Source organism: Marinobacter lacisalsi (genome assembly GCF_042651045.1).
Taxonomy (GTDB): domain Bacteria; phylum Pseudomonadota; class Gammaproteobacteria; order Pseudomonadales; family Oleiphilaceae; genus Marinobacter; species Marinobacter lacisalsi.
The window spans coordinates 639,950-661,632 of sequence record NZ_JBHSDI010000001.1 but is presented as its reverse complement, the minus strand read 5'-3'; the positions used below and the strand labels follow the sequence as shown (position 1 = coordinate 661,632).

General features: G+C 62.1%; 16 protein-coding genes. 9 read left to right on the top strand and 7 right to left on the bottom strand.

What is annotated here, in order from left to right; genetic code table 11:
- Positions 1-128: 128 nt before the first annotated feature.
- Positions 129-1,703: a phosphoenolpyruvate carboxykinase gene (locus ACFOZ5_RS03025; protein WP_379885336.1), complete on the top strand. Its 1,575-nt coding sequence runs from the start codon at positions 129-131 to the stop codon at positions 1,701-1,703.
- A 79-nt stretch (positions 1,704-1,782) separates the two neighbouring features.
- On the opposite strand, the gene ACFOZ5_RS03020 is transcribed toward ACFOZ5_RS03025, so the two are convergent.
- Genes ACFOZ5_RS03020 through gshB form a run of 7 tightly spaced genes read right to left on the bottom strand, consistent with a single transcriptional unit; the run spans position 1,783 to position 7,489 of the window.
- On the bottom strand, positions 1,783-3,051 hold the full coding sequence (locus ACFOZ5_RS03020; RefSeq protein ID WP_379885335.1) for a dihydroorotase: 1,269 nt from the start codon (positions 3,049-3,051) through the stop codon (positions 1,783-1,785).
- The gene (locus tag ACFOZ5_RS03015; protein ID WP_379885334.1) at positions 3,048-4,082 is read right to left on the bottom strand and encodes an aspartate carbamoyltransferase catalytic subunit; all 1,035 of its coding nucleotides are present in this window, start codon (positions 4,080-4,082) and stop codon (positions 3,048-3,050) included. Before ACFOZ5_RS03015 ends, ACFOZ5_RS03020 begins: the two co-directional genes overlap by 4 nt.
- The gene (gene pyrR / locus ACFOZ5_RS03010) at positions 4,079-4,588 is read right to left on the bottom strand and encodes a bifunctional pyr operon transcriptional regulator/uracil phosphoribosyltransferase PyrR (protein WP_379885333.1); all 510 of its coding nucleotides are present in this window, start codon (positions 4,586-4,588) and stop codon (positions 4,079-4,081) included. Before pyrR ends, ACFOZ5_RS03015 begins: the two co-directional genes overlap by 4 nt.
- 17 nt (positions 4,589-4,605) lie before the next feature.
- Entirely contained in the window at positions 4,606-5,070 is a 465-nt protein-coding gene (gene ruvX / locus ACFOZ5_RS03005; RefSeq protein WP_379885332.1) for a Holliday junction resolvase RuvX, read from the bottom strand.
- Positions 5,063-5,629 (bottom strand): YqgE/AlgH family protein, encoded by a 567-nt coding sequence (locus ACFOZ5_RS03000; RefSeq protein WP_379885331.1) that lies wholly within the window; start codon positions 5,627-5,629, stop codon positions 5,063-5,065. The genes ruvX and ACFOZ5_RS03000 overlap by 8 nt, the downstream gene beginning before the upstream one ends.
- Positions 5,626-6,489 (bottom strand): energy transducer TonB, encoded by an 864-nt coding sequence (locus ACFOZ5_RS02995; RefSeq protein WP_379885330.1) that lies wholly within the window; start codon positions 6,487-6,489, stop codon positions 5,626-5,628. Before ACFOZ5_RS02995 ends, ACFOZ5_RS03000 begins: the two co-directional genes overlap by 4 nt.
- A gap of 52 nt (positions 6,490-6,541) precedes the next feature.
- Positions 6,542-7,489 (bottom strand): glutathione synthase, encoded by a 948-nt coding sequence (gene gshB / locus ACFOZ5_RS02990; RefSeq protein ID WP_379885329.1) that lies wholly within the window; start codon positions 7,487-7,489, stop codon positions 6,542-6,544.
- A gap of 323 nt (positions 7,490-7,812) precedes the next feature.
- Here gshB and pilG point away from each other — a divergent pair, with 323 nt between their 5' ends.
- From pilG to ACFOZ5_RS02950, 8 genes are all read left to right on the top strand, one after another.
- Positions 7,813-8,205 (top strand): twitching motility response regulator PilG, encoded by a 393-nt coding sequence (gene pilG / locus ACFOZ5_RS02985; RefSeq protein ID WP_379885328.1) that lies wholly within the window; start codon positions 7,813-7,815, stop codon positions 8,203-8,205.
- Positions 8,206-8,240: 35 nt separating this feature from the next.
- Positions 8,241-8,603, top strand: coding sequence for a twitching motility response regulator PilH (pilH, locus tag ACFOZ5_RS02980; protein WP_379885327.1), 363 nt, complete (start codon positions 8,241-8,243; stop codon positions 8,601-8,603).
- A gap of 20 nt (positions 8,604-8,623) precedes the next feature.
- Positions 8,624-9,169: a chemotaxis protein CheW gene (locus ACFOZ5_RS02975; protein ID WP_379885326.1), complete on the top strand. Its 546-nt coding sequence runs from the start codon at positions 8,624-8,626 to the stop codon at positions 9,167-9,169.
- Between the two features lie 82 nt (positions 9,170-9,251).
- Entirely contained in the window at positions 9,252-11,330 is a 2,079-nt protein-coding gene (locus ACFOZ5_RS02970) for a methyl-accepting chemotaxis protein (protein WP_379885325.1), read from the top strand.
- 28 nt (positions 11,331-11,358) lie between these two features.
- Complete coding sequence (locus ACFOZ5_RS02965) at positions 11,359-12,258, top strand: CheR family methyltransferase (RefSeq protein ID WP_379885324.1); 900 nt, start codon at positions 11,359-11,361, stop codon at positions 12,256-12,258.
- Between the two features lie 11 nt (positions 12,259-12,269).
- On the top strand, positions 12,270-20,048 hold the full coding sequence (locus ACFOZ5_RS02960) for an Hpt domain-containing protein (protein ID WP_379885323.1): 7,779 nt from the start codon (positions 12,270-12,272) through the stop codon (positions 20,046-20,048).
- A complete protein-coding gene (locus tag ACFOZ5_RS02955; protein WP_379885322.1) occupies positions 20,048-21,100 on the top strand; it encodes a chemotaxis protein CheB in 1,053 nt (350 codons plus the stop codon). Before ACFOZ5_RS02960 ends, ACFOZ5_RS02955 begins: the two co-directional genes overlap by 1 nt.
- Positions 21,101-21,112: 12 nt before the next feature.
- Positions 21,113-21,586 (top strand): chemotaxis protein CheW, encoded by a 474-nt coding sequence (locus ACFOZ5_RS02950; RefSeq protein ID WP_379885321.1) that lies wholly within the window; start codon positions 21,113-21,115, stop codon positions 21,584-21,586.
- The last annotated feature ends 97 nt before the right edge of the window (positions 21,587-21,683 follow it).

Below are 21,683 nucleotides of genomic sequence, written 5' to 3'. Positions count from 1 at the left end.
CAGCCCGCAAGCCCCCTGGAAAGGGGTTTGTCGGGCTGTCGTTTTTTCAGGACGCCTCTGGCATAATAGCGCGCCTGAATTGACCCGACTGCTCATAAATCCGCCAACCCGCTGCTGTCCCGGGGCACGTGGGCAGAGCAGTCCAAAGACATCTTGAGGGCGAGGTCGAAGTGAGCACAACTTATACGGATCTGAGCTCAGCGCGATTGGTCGAGCTGGCACTGGAAAGACACGAAGGTCAACTGGCCGCCAACGGTTCGCTGGTCGTGAAGACTGGCAAGCGTACCGGCCGGTCACCGATGGACCGGTTCATTGTTCAGGAGCCCGGTACGGAAAACTCCGTTCACTGGGGACCGATCAACCGGCCCTTTGACGCAGACAAGTTCAACGCGCTGTGGGATCGGGTGGAAAGCTACCTTTCCTCAAAGGAACATTTCCTGTCCCACGTTCATGTGGGTTCTGACCCGGAACACTACCTGCCGGTGCAGATGCGCACCGAGACCGCCTGGCAGAACCTGTTCGGCCGCAACCTGTTCATCCGCCCGGACAGCTACAACCCGTCCGACAAGAGCGAGTGGCAGATCCTCAACGCCGCCAACTTCGAGTGTGACCCCGAGCGGGACGGTACCAACAGCGACGGCTGCGTGATGATCAACTTTGCCGACCGCAAGGTGCTGCTGGCTGGCATGCACTACGCCGGCGAAATGAAAAAGGCCATGTTCTCCGTGCAGAACTTCCTGCTGCCGGAGAAAGACGTGCTGCCCATGCACTGTTCCGCCAACGTGGGCGACAACGGCGACACCTGCCTCTTCTTCGGCCTGTCCGGCACCGGCAAGACCACCCTCTCCGCCGACCCGGACCGTTACCTGATCGGTGACGACGAGCACGGCTGGGGCCCGGGCACGGTCTTCAACATTGAAGGCGGCTGCTACGCCAAGTGCATCGACCTGAGCAAGAAAAACGAGCCGATCATCTGGGACGCCATCCGTTTCGGCGCCATTGTGGAAAACGTGGCCATCGATCCGGACACCCGTGAGCCGGACTACACCGACGTTTCCCTCACCGAGAACTCCCGTTGTGCCTACCCGCTTGAGCACGTGGAAAAGCGTGTCGAGGAAAACCGTGCCGGCGAGCCGTCCCACATCGTTTTCCTGACCTGCGACATGACCGGCGTACTGCCGCCGGTGTCCATCCTCAGCAAGGAAGCGGCGGCGTATCACTTCCTCAGCGGCTACACCGCGCTGGTGGGCTCCACCGAGATGGGCTCCTCCTCCAAGCTGAAGTCCACTTTCTCCACCTGCTTCGGCGCACCCTTCTTCCCGCGTCCAGCCGGCGTCTACGCCGAACTGCTGATGAAGCGGATGGATGCCTTCGGCAGCAAGGTATTCCTGGTCAACACTGGCTGGACCGGCGGCCCCTACGGCGTGGGCGAGCGCTTCAGCATCCCCACCACCCGGGGCATCATCAGCGCCATCCAGAACGGCGACCTGGACAACGCCGAAACCGAGCATCTGCCAACCCTGAACCTGGACGTGCCCAAGGCGGTGCCGGGCGTCGACAGCAACCTGCTGAACCCGCGCAGCACCTGGGCCAGCAAGGAAGAGTACGACGCCAAGGCACAGGAACTGATCGGCCAGTTCGTGGAGAACTTCAAGAAGTTTGAGGTATCCGACGCCATCGTGGCGGCCGGGCCGAAGCTGTAACTCTCGGTTCGTAGAAATAGAAAAGCGCCCTGCCTCACGGCACGGCGCTTTTTTTATCACTGATAAATGGAGGGGGAGATCACTCCAGCCGGTAAGCCACCTGCCCCTCGCACACGGTCCAGAGGGCTACACCTTTTAAGTCCTGACCCGATACAGGCACATGGTGGCCCCGGGACAGCAATACGCTCGGGGTGGCTTGCCACCGACTGTCCAGGTCCCAGAGGCTGAAGCTGGCCTTTGCACCCTGCTCAATGCCGGCGTTCCAGCCGATGACAGCGGCCGGACCTTCCGTCAGGGCACGCAGCAGGGCATTCATGGTCAGCTCGCCCTTCTCCACCAGCGCCAACCCCATGGAGAAGAGACTCTCCACAGTGGACAGCCCGGGCTCGGTAATGCCCAGGGGTGCCTGCTTGGCGGCGGTATCGTGAGGCTGATGCTGGCTGACGATGGCGTCGATTACGCCATCCTCGACACCCTGTAACAATGCCTTGCGGTCGGCCTCGGTGCGCAGGGGCGGCACCACATGGTAGCGGCTGTCAAAGCCGGACAGGGCTTCCTCGGTGAAGACAAGCTGGTGCATGGCCACATCGGCGGTTACCGAGACACTACGACTGCGGGCCTCAGCCACCATCTCTACACTGCGGGCACAGGACAGTTGACCCAGGTGCAGGCGCACTCCGGTTTCCTCCGCCAGCAGCAGCATTTCCATCACGGCGGCGGTTTCGGCCACTTCCGGCACGCCCAGCAGCCCCAACTGGGCCGCTACCCGGCCATCATGGGCGTAGCCATCGGCGGCCAGCGCCTGATTCACCGGCTGCAGCATCAGGGTCAGGTCGAAGGTGCGGGCGTAGGCCATACAGCGGCGCAGGATGCGTGCATTGGTCATGGCGTGGTTGCCATTACTGAAAGCCACACAGCCAGCGCTGGTGAGGCCCACCATATCACTGAGCAACTCACCGCCCAGGCCGCGTGTGGCGGCACCAATGGGTAACACCCGGACCGCAGACTTCGTTCGCGCCACATCCCGGATCAGGTTGGTAACGGCACCGGAATCGTTCACCGGCGAGGTGTCGGGTGACGCACAGACGGTAGTAAACCCGCCCCTTGCGGCTGCCCGGGTTTCCGAGGCGATGTTGCCCTTCTGGCCGTTGCCGGGCTCCCGCAGGTTACAGCACAGATCCACAAAACCGGGCAACAGCGTCAGGCCACTGGCATCAATGACGACATCCGCAGGGTCATGGATAGCCTCGCCGCCCATGGACTGGATCAGGCCATCACGGACCAGCAGATGGATGCCGCCAGCCTCGCCCGGCAGGCGGGCATTGTCGATTCTCAGAGTGGTGGTCATTGCGCGCCTCCCTGCTGCCGGGCCCGGGCAGCACGCTCAGCCACCTGACCACTCATGGCCATGGACATCACCGCCATGCGAATGGCGATGCCATTGGTGACCTGATTCAGGATCACCGATTGCGGCCCATCCGCCACGGCGGATTCGATTTCCACACCACGATTGATGGGCCCGGGGTGCATGACGATGCAGTCAGGCCTGGCCAGCGCGAGCTTCTCCGAATCCAGACCATAGAGCCGGTAGAACTCCCGCTCGCTGGGCAGCAGGGCCCCTTCCATCCGCTCCCGCTGCAGGCGCAGCATGATCACCACATCCAGGTCATCCATCCCTTTCGCCATATCGTATTCCACGGCGCAGCCGAGACTGTCCACGTCTGCCGGCAGCAGCGTGCCAGGCGCAATCAACCGGACCTCTTCCGCCCCCAGGGTCTGCAGCGCCCGGATCTGGGACCGGGCCACCCGTGAATGCAGGATATCCCCCACGATGGCCACCTTCAGACCCTCAAAGCGCTGCTTGTGCTGGCGGATGGTGAGCATGTCCAGCATTGCCTGGGTGGGGTGGGCGTGGCGGCCGTCGCCGGCGTTGATGATAGCCACGCCCGGGGTCACCGATTCGGCAATGAAGTGGGGCGCACCACTCTGGGAATGGCGCACCACAAACATGTCGCTGGCCATGGCTTCCAGGTTGAGCAGGGTGTCGGACAGCGACTCTCCCTTGGAGGTGGCCGAAGTGTTGATGTCCAGGTTGAGCACGTCGGCGGATAACCGCTTGGCGGCCAACTCGAAGGTGCTGCGGGTACGGGTGCTGGACTCGAAGAACAGGTTGACCACGGTGCGCCCCCGCAGAAGGGGCACCTTCTTGATGGTGCGCTCGCCCACTTCGATGAAGGAATCGGCGGTGTCGAGGATATCGGTCAGCATGGCCCGGTCGAGACCATCAAGGGTAATAAAGTGTCGCAGCTGCCCTTCATCGGTCAGCTGCAGGCGCCGGGATGCCCGGTCGTGGGGGCTGAGCTGGTCAGACACAGTCATGCCTTTACCTCCCGCACTTCAATTCTCAGGGGATCCGGCCCCACCAGCTTGACCCGCTGGCTGGCTGGCAGCGTCAGGCGATGGGCCACCACATCCGGCTGGATGGGCAGGTCTCGCCCGCCCAGGTCGATCAGCGCCACCAGGCTGATGGAGCTGGGCCGGCCGTAGTCGAACAGCTCGTTCATGGCGGCACGAATGGTGCGACCACTCATCACCACGTCGTCCACCAGCACCAGGTCGCGGTCCTCGGTTTCAAACGGCAGGTGTGACGGAGTTACCCTGGGGTTAAGGCCAATGCGACTGAAATCGTCCCGGTAGAAGGAAATATCGAGCTCACCGAAGGGCTCGTTAAGCCCCAGCCGCTGGTGCAGTTCGCCGGCGATCCAGACACCGCCGGTACGGATACCCACCAGCAGTGGATCGGTAATACCCCGATCGCTCAGATAACGCCGCAGCGACTGCTCCAGCGTATCGAGCAGAGCGGGAACCTCGGGTATGTCGGTCATGGTGGCGTCAGCCTCCGCTACATCAATGAGTCAGGACGGGTCTTCTGGTGGTTGAACCAGCTCTCCAGAATGAGTACCGCCGCCAGGTCGTCCACGCCGTGGCGTCCGAAATCGCTGCTGCCACCCTCTGCCAGCACCGCCTCCTTGGCCTCGAAGCTGCTCAACCGCTCATCCATCATTTCCACCGGCACATGGTAGCGACCGTGGAGGCGCTTGCCGAACTTACGCGCCCGGGCACACATATCGCTTTCGGTACCATCCATATTGAGGGGCAGACCGACGACAATCAGGTCCGGCTGCCACTCTTTCAGCAGGGCTTCAATCTGGCGCCAGTCCGGAATGCCATCCCGGGCGGCAATCATGGTAACCGGACGAGCAGAACCCAGCATTTCCTGGCCACAGGCGACGCCGATACGACGCAGGCCGAAATCAAAGGCCAGCACCTGACGCTGGCGAGCCACGCCGGATTCCGAGTCAGGCATGGCCCACCGACTGATCCAGTTGCCCGGGATCAATACCCATCTGTGCCAACACAGTGCGATAGCGATCCTGCCAGGGGGTGTCGAAGAGAATGGCATCACTGGCCGGACAGGTGAGCCAGGCATTGCCTGCCAGCTCTTCTTCCAGCTGACCAGCGCCCCAACCTGAATAGCCCAGGGCCACCAGGTAGCGCTCAGGACCGGCATCATTGCCAATGGCCTGGAGGATATCCCGGGAGGTGGTGATGTGCAGCCCGTCGCTAACCGCCACGGTGCTCTGCCAGTCGCGCGCCAGGGGGTGAAGCACGAAGCCTCGTTCCTGCTGGACGGGGCCGCCGCCGAAGACCGGCTGCGCCAGATGCTCGCCGTCCATATCCAGCTGTTCCAGGATTTCCCCCAGCGACACATCCAGCGGCTGGTTGATCAGCAGGCCGAAGGTGCCGTCGGCGTCATGATCGCAGATATAGACAATACCGCCGTGGAAGTTGGGATCGCCAAGCCAGGGCGATGCCACCAGGAACTGACCCTTGAGATTCTGACCCTGCCGCTCACGTTCACTCATCCTGATGTCAGCCCCCGCCGCTGGAAAGACCAGGTGCGTATGATTTCAAGCTCATCGGTTTTCTCCCGCATGGCTTCCGGGAATGGCGCAAACGGTGCGGCCAGACGGATAATGCGGATGGCGGCGTCGTCCAGCACCGAGCTACCGGAAGATTCGAGAATGCTCACTTCCTTTATAGTGCCATCCTTGCGCAAGGATACCAGCAAACGCAGGTCGCCGTAGATACCCCGGTTGCGGGCCTCCTCGGGGTAGTTGCTGTTGCCAACGCGGGTGATCTTGTCGATCCAGTTGCGCACGTACCAGGCGTTGGAGGATTGCAGGGTAGACGCAGCGGTTACCCGCGTGACCCGGGGCCGGCGGGCATAGGCCTGCTGCTGGGCGTCCAGGCGCGCCTCGAGGCTGGCAATTTCCAGGCTGCGCTCCATCAGACTTTTCTTCTCGGCCACCGGCAGATCTTCCTCGGGCGCCTCCGGGGTCTCTTCACGGACTTCCGCCTCCTGTGACCGGGCCTCGGCCTGAACCACTTCCCGTTCTTCCCGGGGCTGGCGCTCGGTTACCGTTGGCTGGACCGGCTGCACCTGCTCCACCTTGCGGGCGTTGACGTCGGCCACTTCGGTGGTGGTCTGCTCCAGCTTTTCCTCCGCCTCACCACTGCCCTGCTGGTTGCTGGCCGCCAGGAAATCCGCCTCGTCCGGGGCCTGCTCATCCTCAAACCGGGACAGGGTGATTTCCATGGTGGAGGCACTGGTGGCGGGCTCTTCGGGGGCAAAAGTCACCCCCAGCAAGACCACCGCATGCAGCGCAAGCGCCATGAACAATGTAAACATCAGGCGATCATTCGCCGTGACCTGTGCTGCCATTCCTGCCACTTCCAGGGGGTTCCTATGTCAGAGGATCATCAAGAGCGGCCCATTATCCCAGACGACGCTCGATGGCATCCATGAGCTGGCCCGCAATATCGATGCCGAACGCCGCATCCAGCTCCCGCACGCAGGTGGGACTGGTAACGTTGATCTCGGTCAGGTAGTCGCCAATCACGTCGATACCCACAAAGATCAGGTTCTTCTCCTTCAGTACCGGCGCCACGCGGTCGCAGATTTCCCGGTCACGGGCCGTCAGCTCGCGGCCTTCCCCGCGCCCGCCGGCAGCCAGATTACCCCGGTTTTCGCCCACGGACGGAATCCGGGCCAGGGCATAAGGCACCGGCTCGCCCTCGATCAGCAGGATGCGCTTGTCGCCACCCGTGATCTCCGGAATGAACTTCTGGGCCATACACTGGTGCTGACCGTCGTTGGTGAGCGTCTCGATAATAACGCCCAGGTTGAAGTCGTTCTCGCGGATCCTGAAGATGGACTTGCCGCCCATGCCATCCACCGGCTTCATGATGACGTCACCATGCTCCCGGTAGAATTCACGCAACCGATCCGCCGAGCGGGTCACGATCAGTGGCGGTGTGCAGTCCTCGAACTGGGTGGCAAAGAGCTTCTCGTTGCAGTCCCGCAGCGCCTGGGTGGGGTTGACCACCAGCGCGCCCTGGCGTTCCGCCGCTTCCAGGATATGGGTGCACATCAGGAATTCCCGGTCCACTGGCGGGTCCTTGCGCATCAGGATCGCGTCGAGATCACCCAGGGCGATGTCCGACTCACGGATGAAGTTGTACCAGTCGGCCGGATCCATTCGCACATCCAGCTCCCGCACCCGGGCCCGTGCCTGCCCGCCTTTCATGTACAGATCCGGCAGTTCCATGTACTCAATCTGCCACCCCCGTTGCCGGGCCGCCCACAGCATTGCCAGGGAGGTGTCTTTCTTGAAATGGATATCCTGGATCGGATCCATTACCACGCCGATTCTGATTGTCATCGAACCTCCCCGGTCAAATCATGAAAAAAACAGGAACCCGTCTACAGAGCATACCTGTTAAACGGTGCTATGCTGAGCGTGAGATGGTATTGCACCCGGCGCCGGAATGCACCCGCCTTTGCCTGAAGCAAAGCGCAGGCGACAAAAAATCGTCGCAGCAGACGATTCAAACTGTGCGCGTGTACAATACGTCACAAACTAAAACTTTGTTGCCGGTCACGAATAACCTATAAATAGAGTGGCTTGATAGAACACCCTCGGTTTGTGTGTTAAAAAGCAACTCTCTGAATACCGACACTCGCAGAGCGCAAGGCAGTTGCACAATGGATGACAACTTCGAAAATCTGAAAATCATGGTGATTGACGATAGCAAGACCATTCGTCGCACCGCAGAAACGCTGCTCAAAAAAGTGGGCTGCGAGGTAATCACCGCGACCGACGGATTCGATGCGCTCGCCAAGATAGCCGACTCGCACCCCGACATCATTTTCGTGGATATCATGATGCCGCGTCTGGATGGCTATCAGACCTGCGCCCTCATAAAGAACAATTCCGCCTTCCGCAAGACGCCCGTCATCATGCTCTCGAGCAAGGACGGGCTGTTTGATAAAGCGAAGGGGCGTATTGTGGGGTCGGATCAGTACCTGACCAAACCGTTCAGCAAGGACGAACTGCTCAACACGATTCGCCAATACGTTCCCCAGGCGGAAAAGTAACGTTCGTCCTAATAAAGAGAACCATTGAGGATATCATGGCCCGAATTCTGATCGTTGACGACTCCCCCACCGAAATCAAGAAAATCTCCACCATCCTGGAGAAGCACAAACACGAAGTGCTGACCGCTGACAACGGCGCCGACGGCGTTGCCATGGCCAGGGCTGAAAGCCCCGACCTGGTACTGATGGATGTAGTCATGCCCGGACTGAACGGCTTCCAGGCCACCCGGCAACTGACCCGCGCACCGGAAACTGCCTCTATCCCGGTGGTGATCGTGACCACCAAGGACCAGGAAACCGACCGTGTCTGGGGTACCCGTCAGGGCGCCAAGGGTTATCTGGTCAAGCCGGTCAAAGAGAGCGACCTGATCAGCACTATCGACAGCCTCGTTTCCTGAATTCGCCCCGTGGAGTAAGCATGTCTGCCCAGGCCGCCCCGTTTGCCGTACTGACGGATATTGCCCGGCGAAGCCGGTCCCTGGCTGCCGGCCTGCCGGAACAGCAGGAGGCCGTCGCCCTCTGGAACGGCATCGGCTTCATGCTGGCCGGCCAGCGCTATGTCGCGCCCATGGGCGAAGTCGTGGAAATCCTTCATGTCCCCCGTTACACCCATGTACCGGGGGTTCGTCCGTTCATGCTGGGCGTAGCCAACGTTCGTGGCCGGCTGCTGCCACTGATTGACCTGGCCCAATTCTTCGGTTTGCCGCGGGGTGCCCGCAGCAACCGAGATCGCCGCATCCTTGTTGTCGAACAGGACGATATCTTTACCGGCCTGGTGGTCGACGACGTGGCAGGCATGCAGTACTTCGCCGAGGACAGCTTTCAGGCTCATCCGGGTGATGTGCACGAGGTGGTCCAGCCGTTCGTCCAGGGCGGTTACGTCCGGGACGAGGAAACGTGGAACGTGTTCTCAACTTTTGCGCTGATTGATGATGAGCGCTTTCTGGATGTGTCACAGTGGTAATGTTTGCGGCCGTGCCGGCATCGCTGGCCGACTTACCCCCTGAAACCTATTTGCCAAAAAGAAGAGAGGCCGGGAGCCAAAGATGAAAAACAAAGCCGGAAGATTCAGCATGGGCCAGGGCGCCAACAAGCTTGTTGCCGGCCTGATTGCAGCGCTGATCGCACTTACCGTGCTGCTCGTTGTGGTTCTGTTCATCGTTAACGAGAACAGTCAGAACGATCAGGAATACATCGCCTACGCTGGTGAACTGCGGGTACTGTCCCAGGAGATCACCAGTAACGCCACCGAGGCGGCTGACGGTAACGCGGAAGCGTTTACTCAGCTCCAGTCCAGCCGCAACGAATTTGCCCGGCTGTGGAGCTACATCCTGGAAGGCAATCCGGAAACCGGCCTCCCGGCCAGTGAACTGGCGGCCGAGAGCGAGGTCCAGCCGTACTGGAACACCGTTCGCGAAAGCGCTGACCGCATTGTAAACACCCGGGAAGACGTGCTGGCCCTCCACGAGGTGGCAAGCCGTCTCAACGACACCATCCCCAACCTTCAGCGTGACTACCGCGACATCGTCACGGTGCTGCTGGATAACGACGCACCAGCACAACAGGTGGCTCTGGCCCAGCGTCAGTCACTGCTGGCGGAACGTATCGCACGGGCGGTGAACAGCGTACTGTCCGGTGACGAGGACGCCGTGGTTGCCGCCGACCGGTTCGGTCGCGATGCGACTGAATTCGGACGCATCCTCCAGGGTCAGCTGGAAGGCAACCCGGCCCAGAACATCTCCCGCATCGACATTGAGGAAGCCCGCTACGGTCTGGAGGCAATCCAGGAGCAGTTCCAGTTCGTTTCCCAGAACATCGATGCCATCCTTGACGCCTCGCCCTACCTCAAGCGCGTTCGTGAAGCGTCCAACAGTATCTTCCAGAATTCTCAGGTGCTGCTGCAGGAAATCTCCACCCTGGCCAACAGCTTTGCCGGCCAGGCCGGCTCCCGGATCATCAGCCCGCTGCTGGCATACCTGATCCTGGCCCTGATGGTCGCCACCGTTGTTGCCATCGGTGTGGTGCTGTATCGCGCTGCCCAGGAACGCCTGGCCCAGACCCAGGCCCAGAACGAACAGAACCAGAACGCGATCCTGCGACTGCTGGACGAACTGGCCGACCTGGCCGATGGTGACCTGACCACAGAGGCCACGGTAACCGAGGACTTCACCGGTGCCATCGCCGACTCCATCAACTACGCGATCGACCAGATGCGTGGCCTGGTACAGGCCATCCGGGGCACGGCGGTACGGGTTGCCTCCGCGGCCCAGGAATCCCAGTCCACGGCCATGCAACTGGCCGACGCCTCCGAGCACCAGGCCCAGGAAATCGCCGGCGCCTCGGCAGCCGTTAACGAGATGGCGGTGTCCATCGACCAGGTATCCTCCAACGCCGCCGAATCCACCGCAGTTGCGGAGCGCTCGGTTGCCATCGCCAAGAAAGGCGCCGAGGTGGTACAGAACACCATCCGCGGCATGGATAACATCCGTGAGCAGATTCAGGAAACCTCCAAACGGATCAAGCGACTGGGTGAATCTTCCCAGGAAATCGGTGACATCGTATCGCTGATCAACGACATTGCCGACCAGACCAACATCCTGTCCCTGAACGCCGCCATCCAGGCCTCCATGGCCGGTGACGCGGGCCGGGGCTTCGCGGTGGTTGCGGACGAGGTTCAGCGTCTTGCGGAACGTTCCTCTGCTGCCACCAAACAGATCGAGGCACTGGTCAAGACCATCCAGTCGGATACCAACGAAGCGGTTATCTCCATGGAACACACCACCGCCGAGGTGGTCCGTGGTGCCCGCCTGGCGCAGGACGCCGGTGTGGCCCTGGAGGAAATCGAGAACGTATCCATGAGTCTGGCGGAACTGATCCAGAACATCTCCAACGCTGCTCGCCAGCAGGCGTCGTCGGCGGCCCACATCTCCAATACCATGAACGTTATCCAGGAAATCACCTCCCAGACGTCTTCCGGTACCAACGCCACCGCGCGGTCTATCGGGAACCTGGCCGAGATGGCATCCGAGTTGCGGTCTTCGGTGGCCGGCTTCACGCTGCCGGAAGAAGACACAACCGGTACCATGGACAACGAGAAAGACAGCAACGTACCGGTGGTCAGCTGACCATCGGTAGCAGGGGCGACGACGCTTTATGTCTGAAACACCCCGCAACCTGTCACCCGGCTCCGAAATATGGGCGCTGCGCCCGCTCCCCGATATGGACGAGGCGCAGTTCCACCAGTGGAAAACGCTACTGGAACACCGGACCGGCATGGCCCTGGCACCTGAACGCAAGTCCTTCCTGGAAACCAATATCGGGATCCGTATGCGGGAGATCGGATGCGGCAGTTTCCAGGCGTATTACGAAAAGATCGTGGCAGGACCGGAAGCGGTGGTGGAGTGGGCCACTCTGGTGGACCGTCTCACCGTCCAGGAAACCCGTTTCTTCCGGGACGCGGATGCCTTCCGCCTGGTGTCTGACTATGTCATGACCCGGCCGCGGGAACAGCTCCGCCGGCGTCCACTGGAGGCCTGGAGCGTAGGCTGCTCCACCGGTGAGGAGGCATACACCCTGGCCATCCTGTTGAACGAAAGCATGGAGCAGTTAGGGCTTCCCCCGCTGTATGGAGTCACCGGCTCTGACATCAGCAAGCCGGCCCTGGACAAGGCGCAGAAGGGGTTATTCAACCCACGCCGGCTCAATGGCATGGATGAAAGCCTCAGGCAACGGTATTTCCGGGCAGGTGCCCGTAACAGTGCAGAAATTGCAGAGGGAATTCGTGAACGCGTCTGTTTCACCCGGCTCAATGTGCTGGACCTGAAACAGGCACCGATGCAGGGAATGAACATCATATTCTGCCAGAACCTGCTGATCTATTTCCGCCGCTGGCGCCGGCGGGAAATCGTCAGCCGGCTGGCGGACCATCTGGCTCCCGGCGGCCTGCTGGTGCTGGGCCAGGGCGAGATCACCGGCTGGCACCCACCTGGATTGCAGCGGGTTCCCTCGGAACATGTGCTGGCGTGGATACGCCGCCAGTCAGACGACGAATAACCGGAGTGGTTATGGGCAACAACCATGACAGCATCGCCCTGGACTGGGTTCGCGGCGAAATAGAACAAACCCTGAGACAGGGCCAGCAGGCACTGGAAGCGTACGTGGAAAATCGTGACGATACCGCCCGCCTGCGCTTCTGTCTGAACTACCTGCACCAGGTCAACGGCACCCTGCAGATGGTCGAACTGCAGGGTGCGGCCCTGCTGACCGAAGAGATGGAAAAGCTCACCCAGAGTGTGCTCAAGAACGAAGTGGACAGCCCCGATCAGGCCGTGGACATCCTGATGGAAGCCATATTGCGCCTGCCCCGCTATCTGGAAGGCCTGCGTTCCAGCGCCGATGATCTGCCCCTGACCCTGCTGCCACTGCTGAACGACCTGCGTGCCGCCCGTGGCGAGGGCCTGCTGTCCGACCTGTCCCTGTTCCGCCCTGACATGACCCAGGCCCGTTTCGAGGCCTCTCCGCGGGTTGCCCGCCTGCTGCAGGACCCGAAAATCCTGACCAACGTAGCCAAACTGGGCAAGATGTTCCACCGGGCGGTGGAGAGTACCAGCCCCGGAGGCGACAATAACCTTTACTACGATAACCAGCAGAAGGTTATCCAGCGCCTGGTCAAGCTGTGTACCGGCACCCCCCGGGAAGAGCTGTGGCGTGCGGCCGGCGGCTTTATCGAAAGTCTGCAGCAGGACATCAATGAGCTGACGCCGGCCACAAGAGCGCTGCTGCAGGAACTGGACACTGAAATCGCCCGGCTCACCCGCGAGCCCGGCGACATCCTTCATCAGCCGGTACCCGAAACCCTGTTCCGTAACCTGCTGTATTACGTGGCCCAGGCCAGGACCGCGACCTCGCCCTACATTACCGACCTGCGCGATCGCTACCGCCTTGACCAGGCACTGCCGGGTGATGATGGCGACGATACCGGCAGTGGGCCCGGCCGCGATGCCATCCAGTCCGTTGTCCTCGCTCTGAACGAGGAAGTGGCAAGACTGAAAGATCAGCTGGACCTGTTTGTCCGCGACCAGAACCGGCAGAATCAGGACCTGGAAGAACTGGTGCCAGGCCTGCGGCAGGTAGCCAATACACTGGCCGTGGTTGGCCTGGGCAGCCCGCGGCGGATCATCGGCGAACAGATTGAGACCGTTGAACGCCTGCTGGCACAGAGTGAAACCGCCGATGATGGCACCCTGCTGGATATCGCCGGGGCCCTGCTATACGTCGAAGCCACCCTGTCCGGACTTGACCGCGACAAACACCCGAGCCACCGCGCAGCGGATGACACCGAGCACGGCGATGCCGGCCCTGGCGCCCAGGAACTGGGCGACGCCCACACAGCGCTGCTGCGGGAATCCCGCAACGCCCTGGAACAGGTCAAGAGCGCGGTCGTCAATTTCATCGCATCCCAATGGGACCCGCGGGAAATTGGCCATGTACCCGAGATGCTGGCCAGCATCGAGGGCGGCCTGAAAGTCATTCCCCTGCAACGTCCGGCGGACATTCTTGCCGCCGCCCGGGAGTATATCCAGCAGGTCCTGCTGGAACGCAAGCGCATCCCCGACTGGAAACAGCTGGACACCCTGGCCGATACCGTCACCAGTGTCGAATACTACATGGAGCGCCTGGCGGACGGCATTACCGACAATGAATCGGTGCTGCGCGTCGCCGAAGAAAGCCTGCGCAGCCTCGGGTTCCCGCCAGGCGAAGAGCCTACCTGGGTTGAAGACGAACCCTCGACGACCGCCCCCTCTGTTACGGCAACCGACGATGCGCCGCTGGAGTCTCCTGAGCAGAGCGCCAAGAGCTCCGACATGGACCTGGTGGATGACGAAATCCTCGAGATTTTCGTCGAGGAAGCCGGCGAGGTCATGGATACCATTCGCACCTGGTACCCCCGGCTGCGCCAGACCCACGATGATCGCGAAGCACTGACCGAAGTCCGTCGTGCCTACCACACCCTCAAGGGCAGTGGACGGCTGGTGGGCGCCACCAGCATTGGCGAGCTGGCCTGGTCCATCGAGAACCTGCTGAACCGCGTTCTCGACCAGACACTCAGGCCTGGCGAAGACCTGTTCCAGCTCGTGGATGAGGTCAACAACCGCCTGCCCGGTCTGATCGATGAGTTCCGCACGGGTCACGCCACCGGTGATGTAACCGCCCTGATCGAGCGGGCTGAAGCCATGGCCAACACACGCAAGACGGGTCATGACGATAGTGCGCCAGAGACCGCCGAAACGGACACCGGAACACCGGGCGCCGAACAGAAGGAGCAGCCGGAACCCACCGCCGAAAAGCCGCCGGCAACGGAGGCCTTCGAGGACGAAGATGACCTGATCGACGACGAGATCATCGAGATCTTTGTCGAGGAAGCCGCTGAAGTACTGGACACCATCAACGAATACCTGCCCATGCTGCTCAGTCAGTACGATGATCGCAGCGCCATGGCGGAAGTGCGTCGTGCCTTCCATACCCTCAAGGGCAGTGGGCGCATGGTTGGCGCCAGTGTCGTGGGTGAGCTGGCCTGGTCGGTGGAGAACATGCTGAACCGGGTGATTGATGGCACTGTGTTGATGAACGACGACATCGCCACACTGCTGCGGGACGTGGCCGACACCATTCCGGCACTGGTCACCGACTTCGAGAAGCGACAGCCTGCGTCGGTGGACACAACCACGCTGGAAACCCGGGCCAATGCCCTGGCCAATGGCGACATCCCGGATACCCGGGAAATGCCGGCCGCGGAATCACAGGATGTCGCAGATAAGCCGGAGGAAACCGGGGCCCAGCCGACAGCTCCGGAGCAGCCACGCGCCGACGAAACAACCGAGACCTCCCTTGAAGATGAGGACCTGGTCGACCCGATTCTGGTGGAGATCTTCGAGAGCGAGGCACGCACACATCTGGCCGCACTGGAAGAATTCCTGGACGAGGCCGGCGACCGCAGCAGCGTGGCCTACACCGATGCGGTATCACGGGCACTCCATACCCTCAAGGGAAGCGCCAATACCGCGGCCATTGAGCCCATTGCCCGGGTGGTCACGCCGCTTGAGCAGTACGTCAAGCAGGCCCGTGCCGAGAACCGCCGCGCCGACGCCGATGTCGTCAACCTGATCCGGCAGTGCTGCGACTTCCTCAAGGTCGGCCTCGACCAGCTCCACACGACGCCCCAGCAACCCCTGGACGGCACCGAGGCCTACCTGGAGCAACTGGCAGCCGTGTCCGCCCGCACCCTCGGACGCCGTGACCAGGATGACCCGCAAGCCGGCGGCGGTCAGGACCAGCAACTGGTCTCCCTGTTCCTCAGCGACGGGCTGGATGTACTGCTGGATGCCGATCGCATTGTCAACGAATGGGCGGAGAATCCCGCCAATACCGGCGATATGGACCGGCTTTCCCATGAGCTTGAACAACTGACCACCGGCGCTAAACAGGCTGGTCTGGTGGATGTTGCCGAGCTCACCGGGGCACTGGCCGGGGTCTATCACAACGCCCTGCCCCATACCGAAGGCCCTGACGAGTGGTTCATGGAAACCGTCCAGTCGGCCCATGAGCACCTGATCAACCTGATGGACCAGGTCGCCGCCGGCCTGGCCACCAAACCCGATCACACCCTGCAGGCTGAACTGCAGTTGCTGGCCGACTCCCTGTCCACACCGGATGACCTTGACGAAGAAGCGGACTACGACAGTCACGAGCTGCCTACGGCAGAAGTGGATGAAGATGAAACCACAGCCACCGGCGGTGACTCGGAAGGCGACCTGGACGACGAGTTGGCGGCCATCTTCCTGGAGGAAGCGGAAGACCTGATCGCCAGCACCGCCGACGCTCTGGAATCCTGGCAGTCCCGCCCGGACAACAGCGAACTGCTGCGCCTGCTGCAGCGTGACCTGCATACCCTCAAGGGCGGCGCACGCCTGGCCGATATCCATGCCATCGGCAACCTTGCCCACGAGCTGGAAAGCCTGTTCGAGGGCCTCGCAGAACAGCGCCTGGGCGTCACCGATGAATTATCCGACCTGCTGTTCAGCTGCCATGACCGTCTCGCGGGCATGGTGGAAGCGCTGGCCAAGGGAGAACCACCGAGGCCCGCGCAAGACCTGGAAGGCGATATCCGTCGCTATATGGATACCGCCAGCGGCAGTCGCCCGGTTACCGATGTGGAGGATGAGCCCGACGCCACCGACGCACCGCTCGCTGACTCTGACCTGGCCGTAGATGAACCGGACACTTCAGAAGAGGGCAGTCGCGATGACACCGATGAAGCGACCGATGAGCAGACACCGGAAGCCGAGGTGCCTGAGGCCGTAGACCACGAGCCGATCGACGACAGCGAAGAGGCCGGTCAGGAAGACACCCGCGCCGAGACGGACGATGAAGACCTGCCCGAGCTGGACGTCAGTGATCTCGAGAACGAGCTCGAGCAACTCCACGAAGACATTGACGAAGTGCAGGAAGATACGTCTTCCGGCGGCGCCGATGAATCAGTGGAAGAAAGGGCCGAAACCTTCGACCTGTCTCACCTGGACCCGGAACTGTTGGCCATCTTCCTGGAAGAAGCCTACGACCTGGTCAATTCCACAGGCAGTGCGCTGCACAGCTGGAGCGAGAATCCCTCCGACACCAGCCTGGCCGGTGAGCTTCAACGGGATGTGCATACTCTCAAGGGCAGCGCCCGCATGGCCGGCGTTGACCCTATCGCCGACCTGACCCACGTCCTGGAAGACCTGTTCGAGCGGGTCGCCGACGGTCGCATCAGCGCCAGCCAGGAGATGCTCGACCTGCTTTTCGCCTGCCATGACCGGCTGGCCAACATGGTGGACGAGGTTGCCACCTCCCGTCCCTGCGCGGCCGCCAATGAGCTGGTCAGTCGGGTGCAGGCCATTATTGATGGCAAGCCGGCACCGACCGCAGCGGACACTGCCGCAGACAAACAGGCTGCGGAACTCGACGAACCGACAGCAGACTCCCTGTCGGATAATTCCCAGACCAAAGCTACCGAAGGCGATGACAGCAGCCTGGAACTGAGTGCCGAAGAGATCACCGGCATGTTCCTGGAAGAAGGACTCGATATCTGCGAGTCCATCGAAGAAAGCCTGGTGCAGTGGCGCGAGGATCCCGAACAGCTGTCCGGTATTACCCAGCTGCAGCAGGAACTGCACACCCTCAAGGGCGGCGCCCGTCTGGCGGATATCGACGCCGTGGCCGATCTGGCCGAGGCCTGGTCCGATGCGCTGGGACCATTGCTGGAAGGTTCCGGTAATCAACCCCTGGTGCTGTCCCTGAGCGAGCGGGCCAATGAAGGCCTGCGCGCTATGCTGGGCAACCTGGAGGAAGGCAACCGGCCCCAGCCGGATAACGGCCTGCTGCGTCTGCTCAGGGAAGCGGCCAGCCACCGGGACGAAGCCGCCCAGCCGGCAGAGGAAGAAACCACCGCGGCCGCTGAGGATGAGCCCGATACCGAGGTGCTTGAGATCTTCCTGGAAGAAGCCCAGGAAATCCTCGACCAGCTGGAACAGTTGCTCGCGGACTGGCATCAGGAGCCGGAAAGCCAGCACTTCAGCCAGGAGGCCCAGCGCGCACTGCACACCCTTAAAGGCGGTGCCCGCCTGTCGAAGCAGCCGAAACTGGGCGACCTGTCCCACGATTTTGAAACTCTGCTCACCGAGCTGGGCGACAAGGCCCCGACTCCGGATGACTGGAAAAAGATCACCCGGCACCATGACGGGCTGATTGCCTCGGTAGGCCAGGTTCGTCAGTCATTCGATGACTATATGGCCGGCCAGGGCCCGGTGGAAGCCGAAGCAAAACCCGAGAAAGAGGCCCCCAAAGCGACCGGGGAAGCCGCCATGCCGGCCCCCGCCAAGCGGGAGTCCGGCCCACGGCCTCCGCAACCGGCGCGCAAGGCCATCGAACAGCGCCGCAAGGAAAGCGCCCGGGCGGCTCAGGAGACCATACGCGTATCCGCACCACTGCTGGACGACCTGGTCAACCTGGCCGGCGAAACCAGTATTACCCGTGGTCGACTGGAGCAGCAGAACAGCGATTTCGGCCACACCCTGGACGAAATGGCCGCCACCATCGACCGTCTGCGAGAACAGCTGCGGCGGATGGACATCGAAACCGAGGCGCAGATCCTGTTCCGGGCCGAGCAGGAACACGGTCCCGATTACACCGAGGACTTCGACCCCCTGGAGATGGACCGCTATTCCTCCATCCAGCAGTTGTCCCGGGCCCTGAGCGAATCGGCATCGGACCTTGCTGACCTGCGGGAGACCATGTCGGACCGGGTGCGGGATACCGATACCCTGCTGGTCCAGCAGTCCCGGATCAACACCGAGCTGCAGGAAGGTCTGATGAAGACCCGCATGATCCCGTTCGCCTCCATGGTACCGAGGCTGCGGCGGATCGTCCGGCAGATCAGTGGTGAACTCGAGAAAAAGGTGGAGTTCGACGTCTTCAACGCGGAAGGCGAGCTGGACCGCAACATCCTCGAGCGCATGATCGCGCCCCTGGAGCATATGCTCCGGAACGCCCTGGATCACGGTGTCGAGACCCCGTCCGACCGGGCCAAGGCCGGCAAGCCGGAAACCGGTCAGGTCACCCTGAACCTGACCCGGGAAGGCGGCGAAGTGGTCCTGCGCCTGAGCGATGATGGCGCCGGCATCCCCAGCCCGGTCATTCGCCGTAAGGCTATTGAGCGGGGCCTGCTGGGTGAACACGAAGACCTGAGCGAGCGGGAAATTCTGCAGTTCATTCTTCAGCCCGGCTTCTCCACGGCCCAGGCCGTCACCCAGATTTCCGGCCGTGGCGTGGGCATGGACGTCGTTGCCAGCGAGATCAAGCAACTGGGCGGTAGCCTGGACATTGACTCCAGGGTTGGCGAAGGCACCACCTTTACCGTTCGCCTGCCGTTTACCGTCTCGGTGAACCGGGCACTGATGGTGTCCACCGGCGAGGACTTCTACGCCATCCCGCTGAATACCATCGAGGGTATCGTGCGGGTCAGCACCTGGGAGCTGGAGGAGTATTACCAGCCAGAAGCGCCCCTGTACGAGTACGCCGGCCAGGATTACCGCCTGCAGTACCTGGGTGGCCTGCTGCACAGTGACCACCGGCCCAAGCTGCAGGGCCAGGCCCTGCCCCTGCCAGTGATTCTGGTACGTGGTTCCGAACAGCCCATGGCCCTGCAGGTGGACAGCCTGCTGGGTAGCCGGGAAATCGTGGTCAAATCCCTCGGGCCGCAGTTCAGCTCCGTGCGCGGCGTGTCCGGTGCCACCATCCTGGGTGACGGCAACGTGGTGGTGATCCTCGACCTGCCGGCGATGATCCGTTCTGACATTCTGTCCGAGCGCCAGCGTCTGTCGGAACAGGCGGCCCAGCAGCAACAGTACCGGGAAGACCGCCCCACCCTGGTTATGGTGGTGGACGACTCGGTCACCGTGCGCAAGGTGACCTCCCGCCTGCTGGAACGCAACGGCATGGAAGTGGTCACCGCGAAGGATGGCCTCGATGCCGTCGCCCAGCTCCAGGACCACCGGCCGGACATCATCCTGCTGGATATCGAGATGCCGCGGATGGACGGCTTCGAAGTGGCCAGTTTCGTGCGTCACGACGAAGACCTGCGGGAGGTACCCATTTGCATGATCACCTCCAGGACCGGCACCAAGCACCGGGAGCGGGCACTCGGCCTGGGCGTGAATGCCTACCTGGGCAAGCCGTTCCAGGAAACCGAGCTGCTTGAAACCATCCAGAGCCTGACCGGTGCGGATGTCGGAGACGGAGGCGCCTGATGTCAGATGGGGGCGGGCGGCCTGCGGTCGCGATTGTCTCTGACGACGTCTTGCAGCGCCACCGCCTACAGGAGGCTACAGGTCGTTTCGGACTACGCCCGGGGTTCTCAGGAGCCCCGGAGCGCATCCTCAGCTACGAGGTACTGCCGGACGTCGATCTCTGGCTGGTGACGCTGGAGGACGAGGCCGACCATCCTGCCCTGTTTGATCATTTGCTGGACCACACCGAGGCGCCAATACTGTTCGGGATTGATTCCGCGCCCAAGCCCGGAACCCGCGACTTCGTACGCTGGGAACGGCGCCTGCAGAGAAAACTGGAACAACAGCTGGGCCCCCTTGAAGAGACGGAGTCCCAGGAGGCCCTGGAAGAACTGGAGGCCAGACCTTCCGAAGGACCGGCCACGGTGGAAATGCCACCATGGATCACGCCGGTGGCCCCCGGGCATATTGCCGAGGAAATCTGGGTGCTGGGGGCCTCCCTGGGTGGACCTGCGGCGGTGAAGGCGTTTCTGGATCACCTGCCCCCCGGGCTGCCGGTGGGGTTCATCTACGCCCAGCACATTGATGGCAACTTTACGGAGGTGCTGGCCAGGGTGCTCGGGCGTCATGCCCACTATCGCCTGCAGCGGGCCGAGGAGGGTATGCGCCCCGCCTGTGGTCAGGTAACGATGATACCGGTGGAGCGGGAATGGGCCCTGACCCCGGAAGGCACCCTGACTGAGAAGAACAATGCTTGGCCAGGCCCCTATGGGCCGTCCATCGACCAGGTGCTGCTGAATTTTGGTGACCACTTCGGTGCCCGCTGCCATGCCATACTGTTTTCCGGCATGGGTAACGATGGCGCCATGGCCGCTCCCATGTTGAGGGCATTTGGCAGTAACATCTGGGTGCAGAGCAGCGACACCTGCGCCAACAGTGCCATGCCCGAGGCGGTCGCTGCCACCGGCTGTACCAGCCTGACCGGCTCGCCGGAAGATCTGGCCAGGGCACTGGTGCGCACACTGGCCGATGCGGCCCTGCTGAAACAGACATCGTCGCAGGATGTAACCTGAGGACCGAGAACCATGACCGATACCACCACGAAAACGCTACATTGTGTGCTCATTCCCATGAACAACCGGCAGTTGCTGCTGCCCAACGTGTCCATAGCGGAAGTGGTGGACCACGACACCAATCTGTCCGGTGATGAGGGTCCCGACTGGCTGGCGGGTTACCTTGACTGGCGCGGTCAGACACTGCCTGTCATTTCCTACGAGGGGGCCAATGAGCAGGAGGCGGTCATTCCCGTCGCTGGCCGTGGTCGCATCGTTGTGCTCAACACCATTGGTCCCAACCACGACAAGCTCCCCTTCCTGGCCATTGTGACCCGGGGTATTCCCAGCCAGACCCGCCTTGAACCGGAACAGGTGCATGGTGGCGAGGATGCCGGCCAGGGCCCGGCCGACCTGATGCAGGTGGAGCTGGAAGGCGAGCCAGTGTGGATTCCCAACCTGGAATACCTTGAAAGCCTGGGTATCGAGGCTCTCAAGAGCGCCTGATCCGGCTTCCATCCCTCAAGCCATCTCCCGAGTCCCGGCCTGTTCGGCACTGCCGAAACACCCGGGGCTTTTTTGACACCCCGTTTCACGCCCGCGA

What these genes read in the sequence shown, in the direction of transcription:
- ACFOZ5_RS03020 (WP_379885335.1), bottom strand. Translation starts at nt 3,051, where the DNA reads ATGACCACCACTCTGAGAATCGACAATGCCCGCCTGCCGGGCGAGGCT.
- ACFOZ5_RS03015 (WP_379885334.1), bottom strand. Translation starts at nt 4,082, where the DNA reads ATGACTGTGTCTGACCAGCTCAGCCCCCACGACCGGGCATCCCGGCGC.
- pyrR (WP_379885333.1), bottom strand. Translation starts at nt 4,588, where the DNA reads ATGACCGACATACCCGAGGTTCCCGCTCTGCTCGATACGCTGGAGCAG.
- ruvX (WP_379885332.1), bottom strand. Translation starts at nt 5,070, where the DNA reads ATGCCTGACTCGGAATCCGGCGTGGCTCGCCAGCGTCAGGTGCTGGCC.
- ACFOZ5_RS03000 (WP_379885331.1), bottom strand. Translation starts at nt 5,629, where the DNA reads ATGAGTGAACGTGAGCGGCAGGGTCAGAATCTCAAGGGTCAGTTCCTG.
- ACFOZ5_RS02995 (WP_379885330.1), bottom strand. Translation starts at nt 6,489, where the DNA reads ATGGCAGCACAGGTCACGGCGAATGATCGCCTGATGTTTACATTGTTC.
- gshB (WP_379885329.1), bottom strand. Translation starts at nt 7,489, where the DNA reads ATGACAATCAGAATCGGCGTGGTAATGGATCCGATCCAGGATATCCAT.
- pilG (WP_379885328.1), top strand. Translation starts at nt 7,813, where the DNA reads ATGGATGACAACTTCGAAAATCTGAAAATCATGGTGATTGACGATAGC.
- pilH (WP_379885327.1), top strand. Translation starts at nt 8,241, where the DNA reads ATGGCCCGAATTCTGATCGTTGACGACTCCCCCACCGAAATCAAGAAA.
- ACFOZ5_RS02975 (WP_379885326.1), top strand. Translation starts at nt 8,624, where the DNA reads ATGTCTGCCCAGGCCGCCCCGTTTGCCGTACTGACGGATATTGCCCGG.
- ACFOZ5_RS02970 (WP_379885325.1), top strand. Translation starts at nt 9,252, where the DNA reads ATGAAAAACAAAGCCGGAAGATTCAGCATGGGCCAGGGCGCCAACAAG.
- ACFOZ5_RS02965 (WP_379885324.1), top strand. Translation starts at nt 11,359, where the DNA reads ATGTCTGAAACACCCCGCAACCTGTCACCCGGCTCCGAAATATGGGCG.
- ACFOZ5_RS02960 (WP_379885323.1), top strand. Translation starts at nt 12,270, where the DNA reads ATGGGCAACAACCATGACAGCATCGCCCTGGACTGGGTTCGCGGCGAA.
- ACFOZ5_RS02955 (WP_379885322.1), top strand. Translation starts at nt 20,048, where the DNA reads ATGTCAGATGGGGGCGGGCGGCCTGCGGTCGCGATTGTCTCTGACGAC.
- ACFOZ5_RS02950 (WP_379885321.1), top strand. Translation starts at nt 21,113, where the DNA reads ATGACCGATACCACCACGAAAACGCTACATTGTGTGCTCATTCCCATG.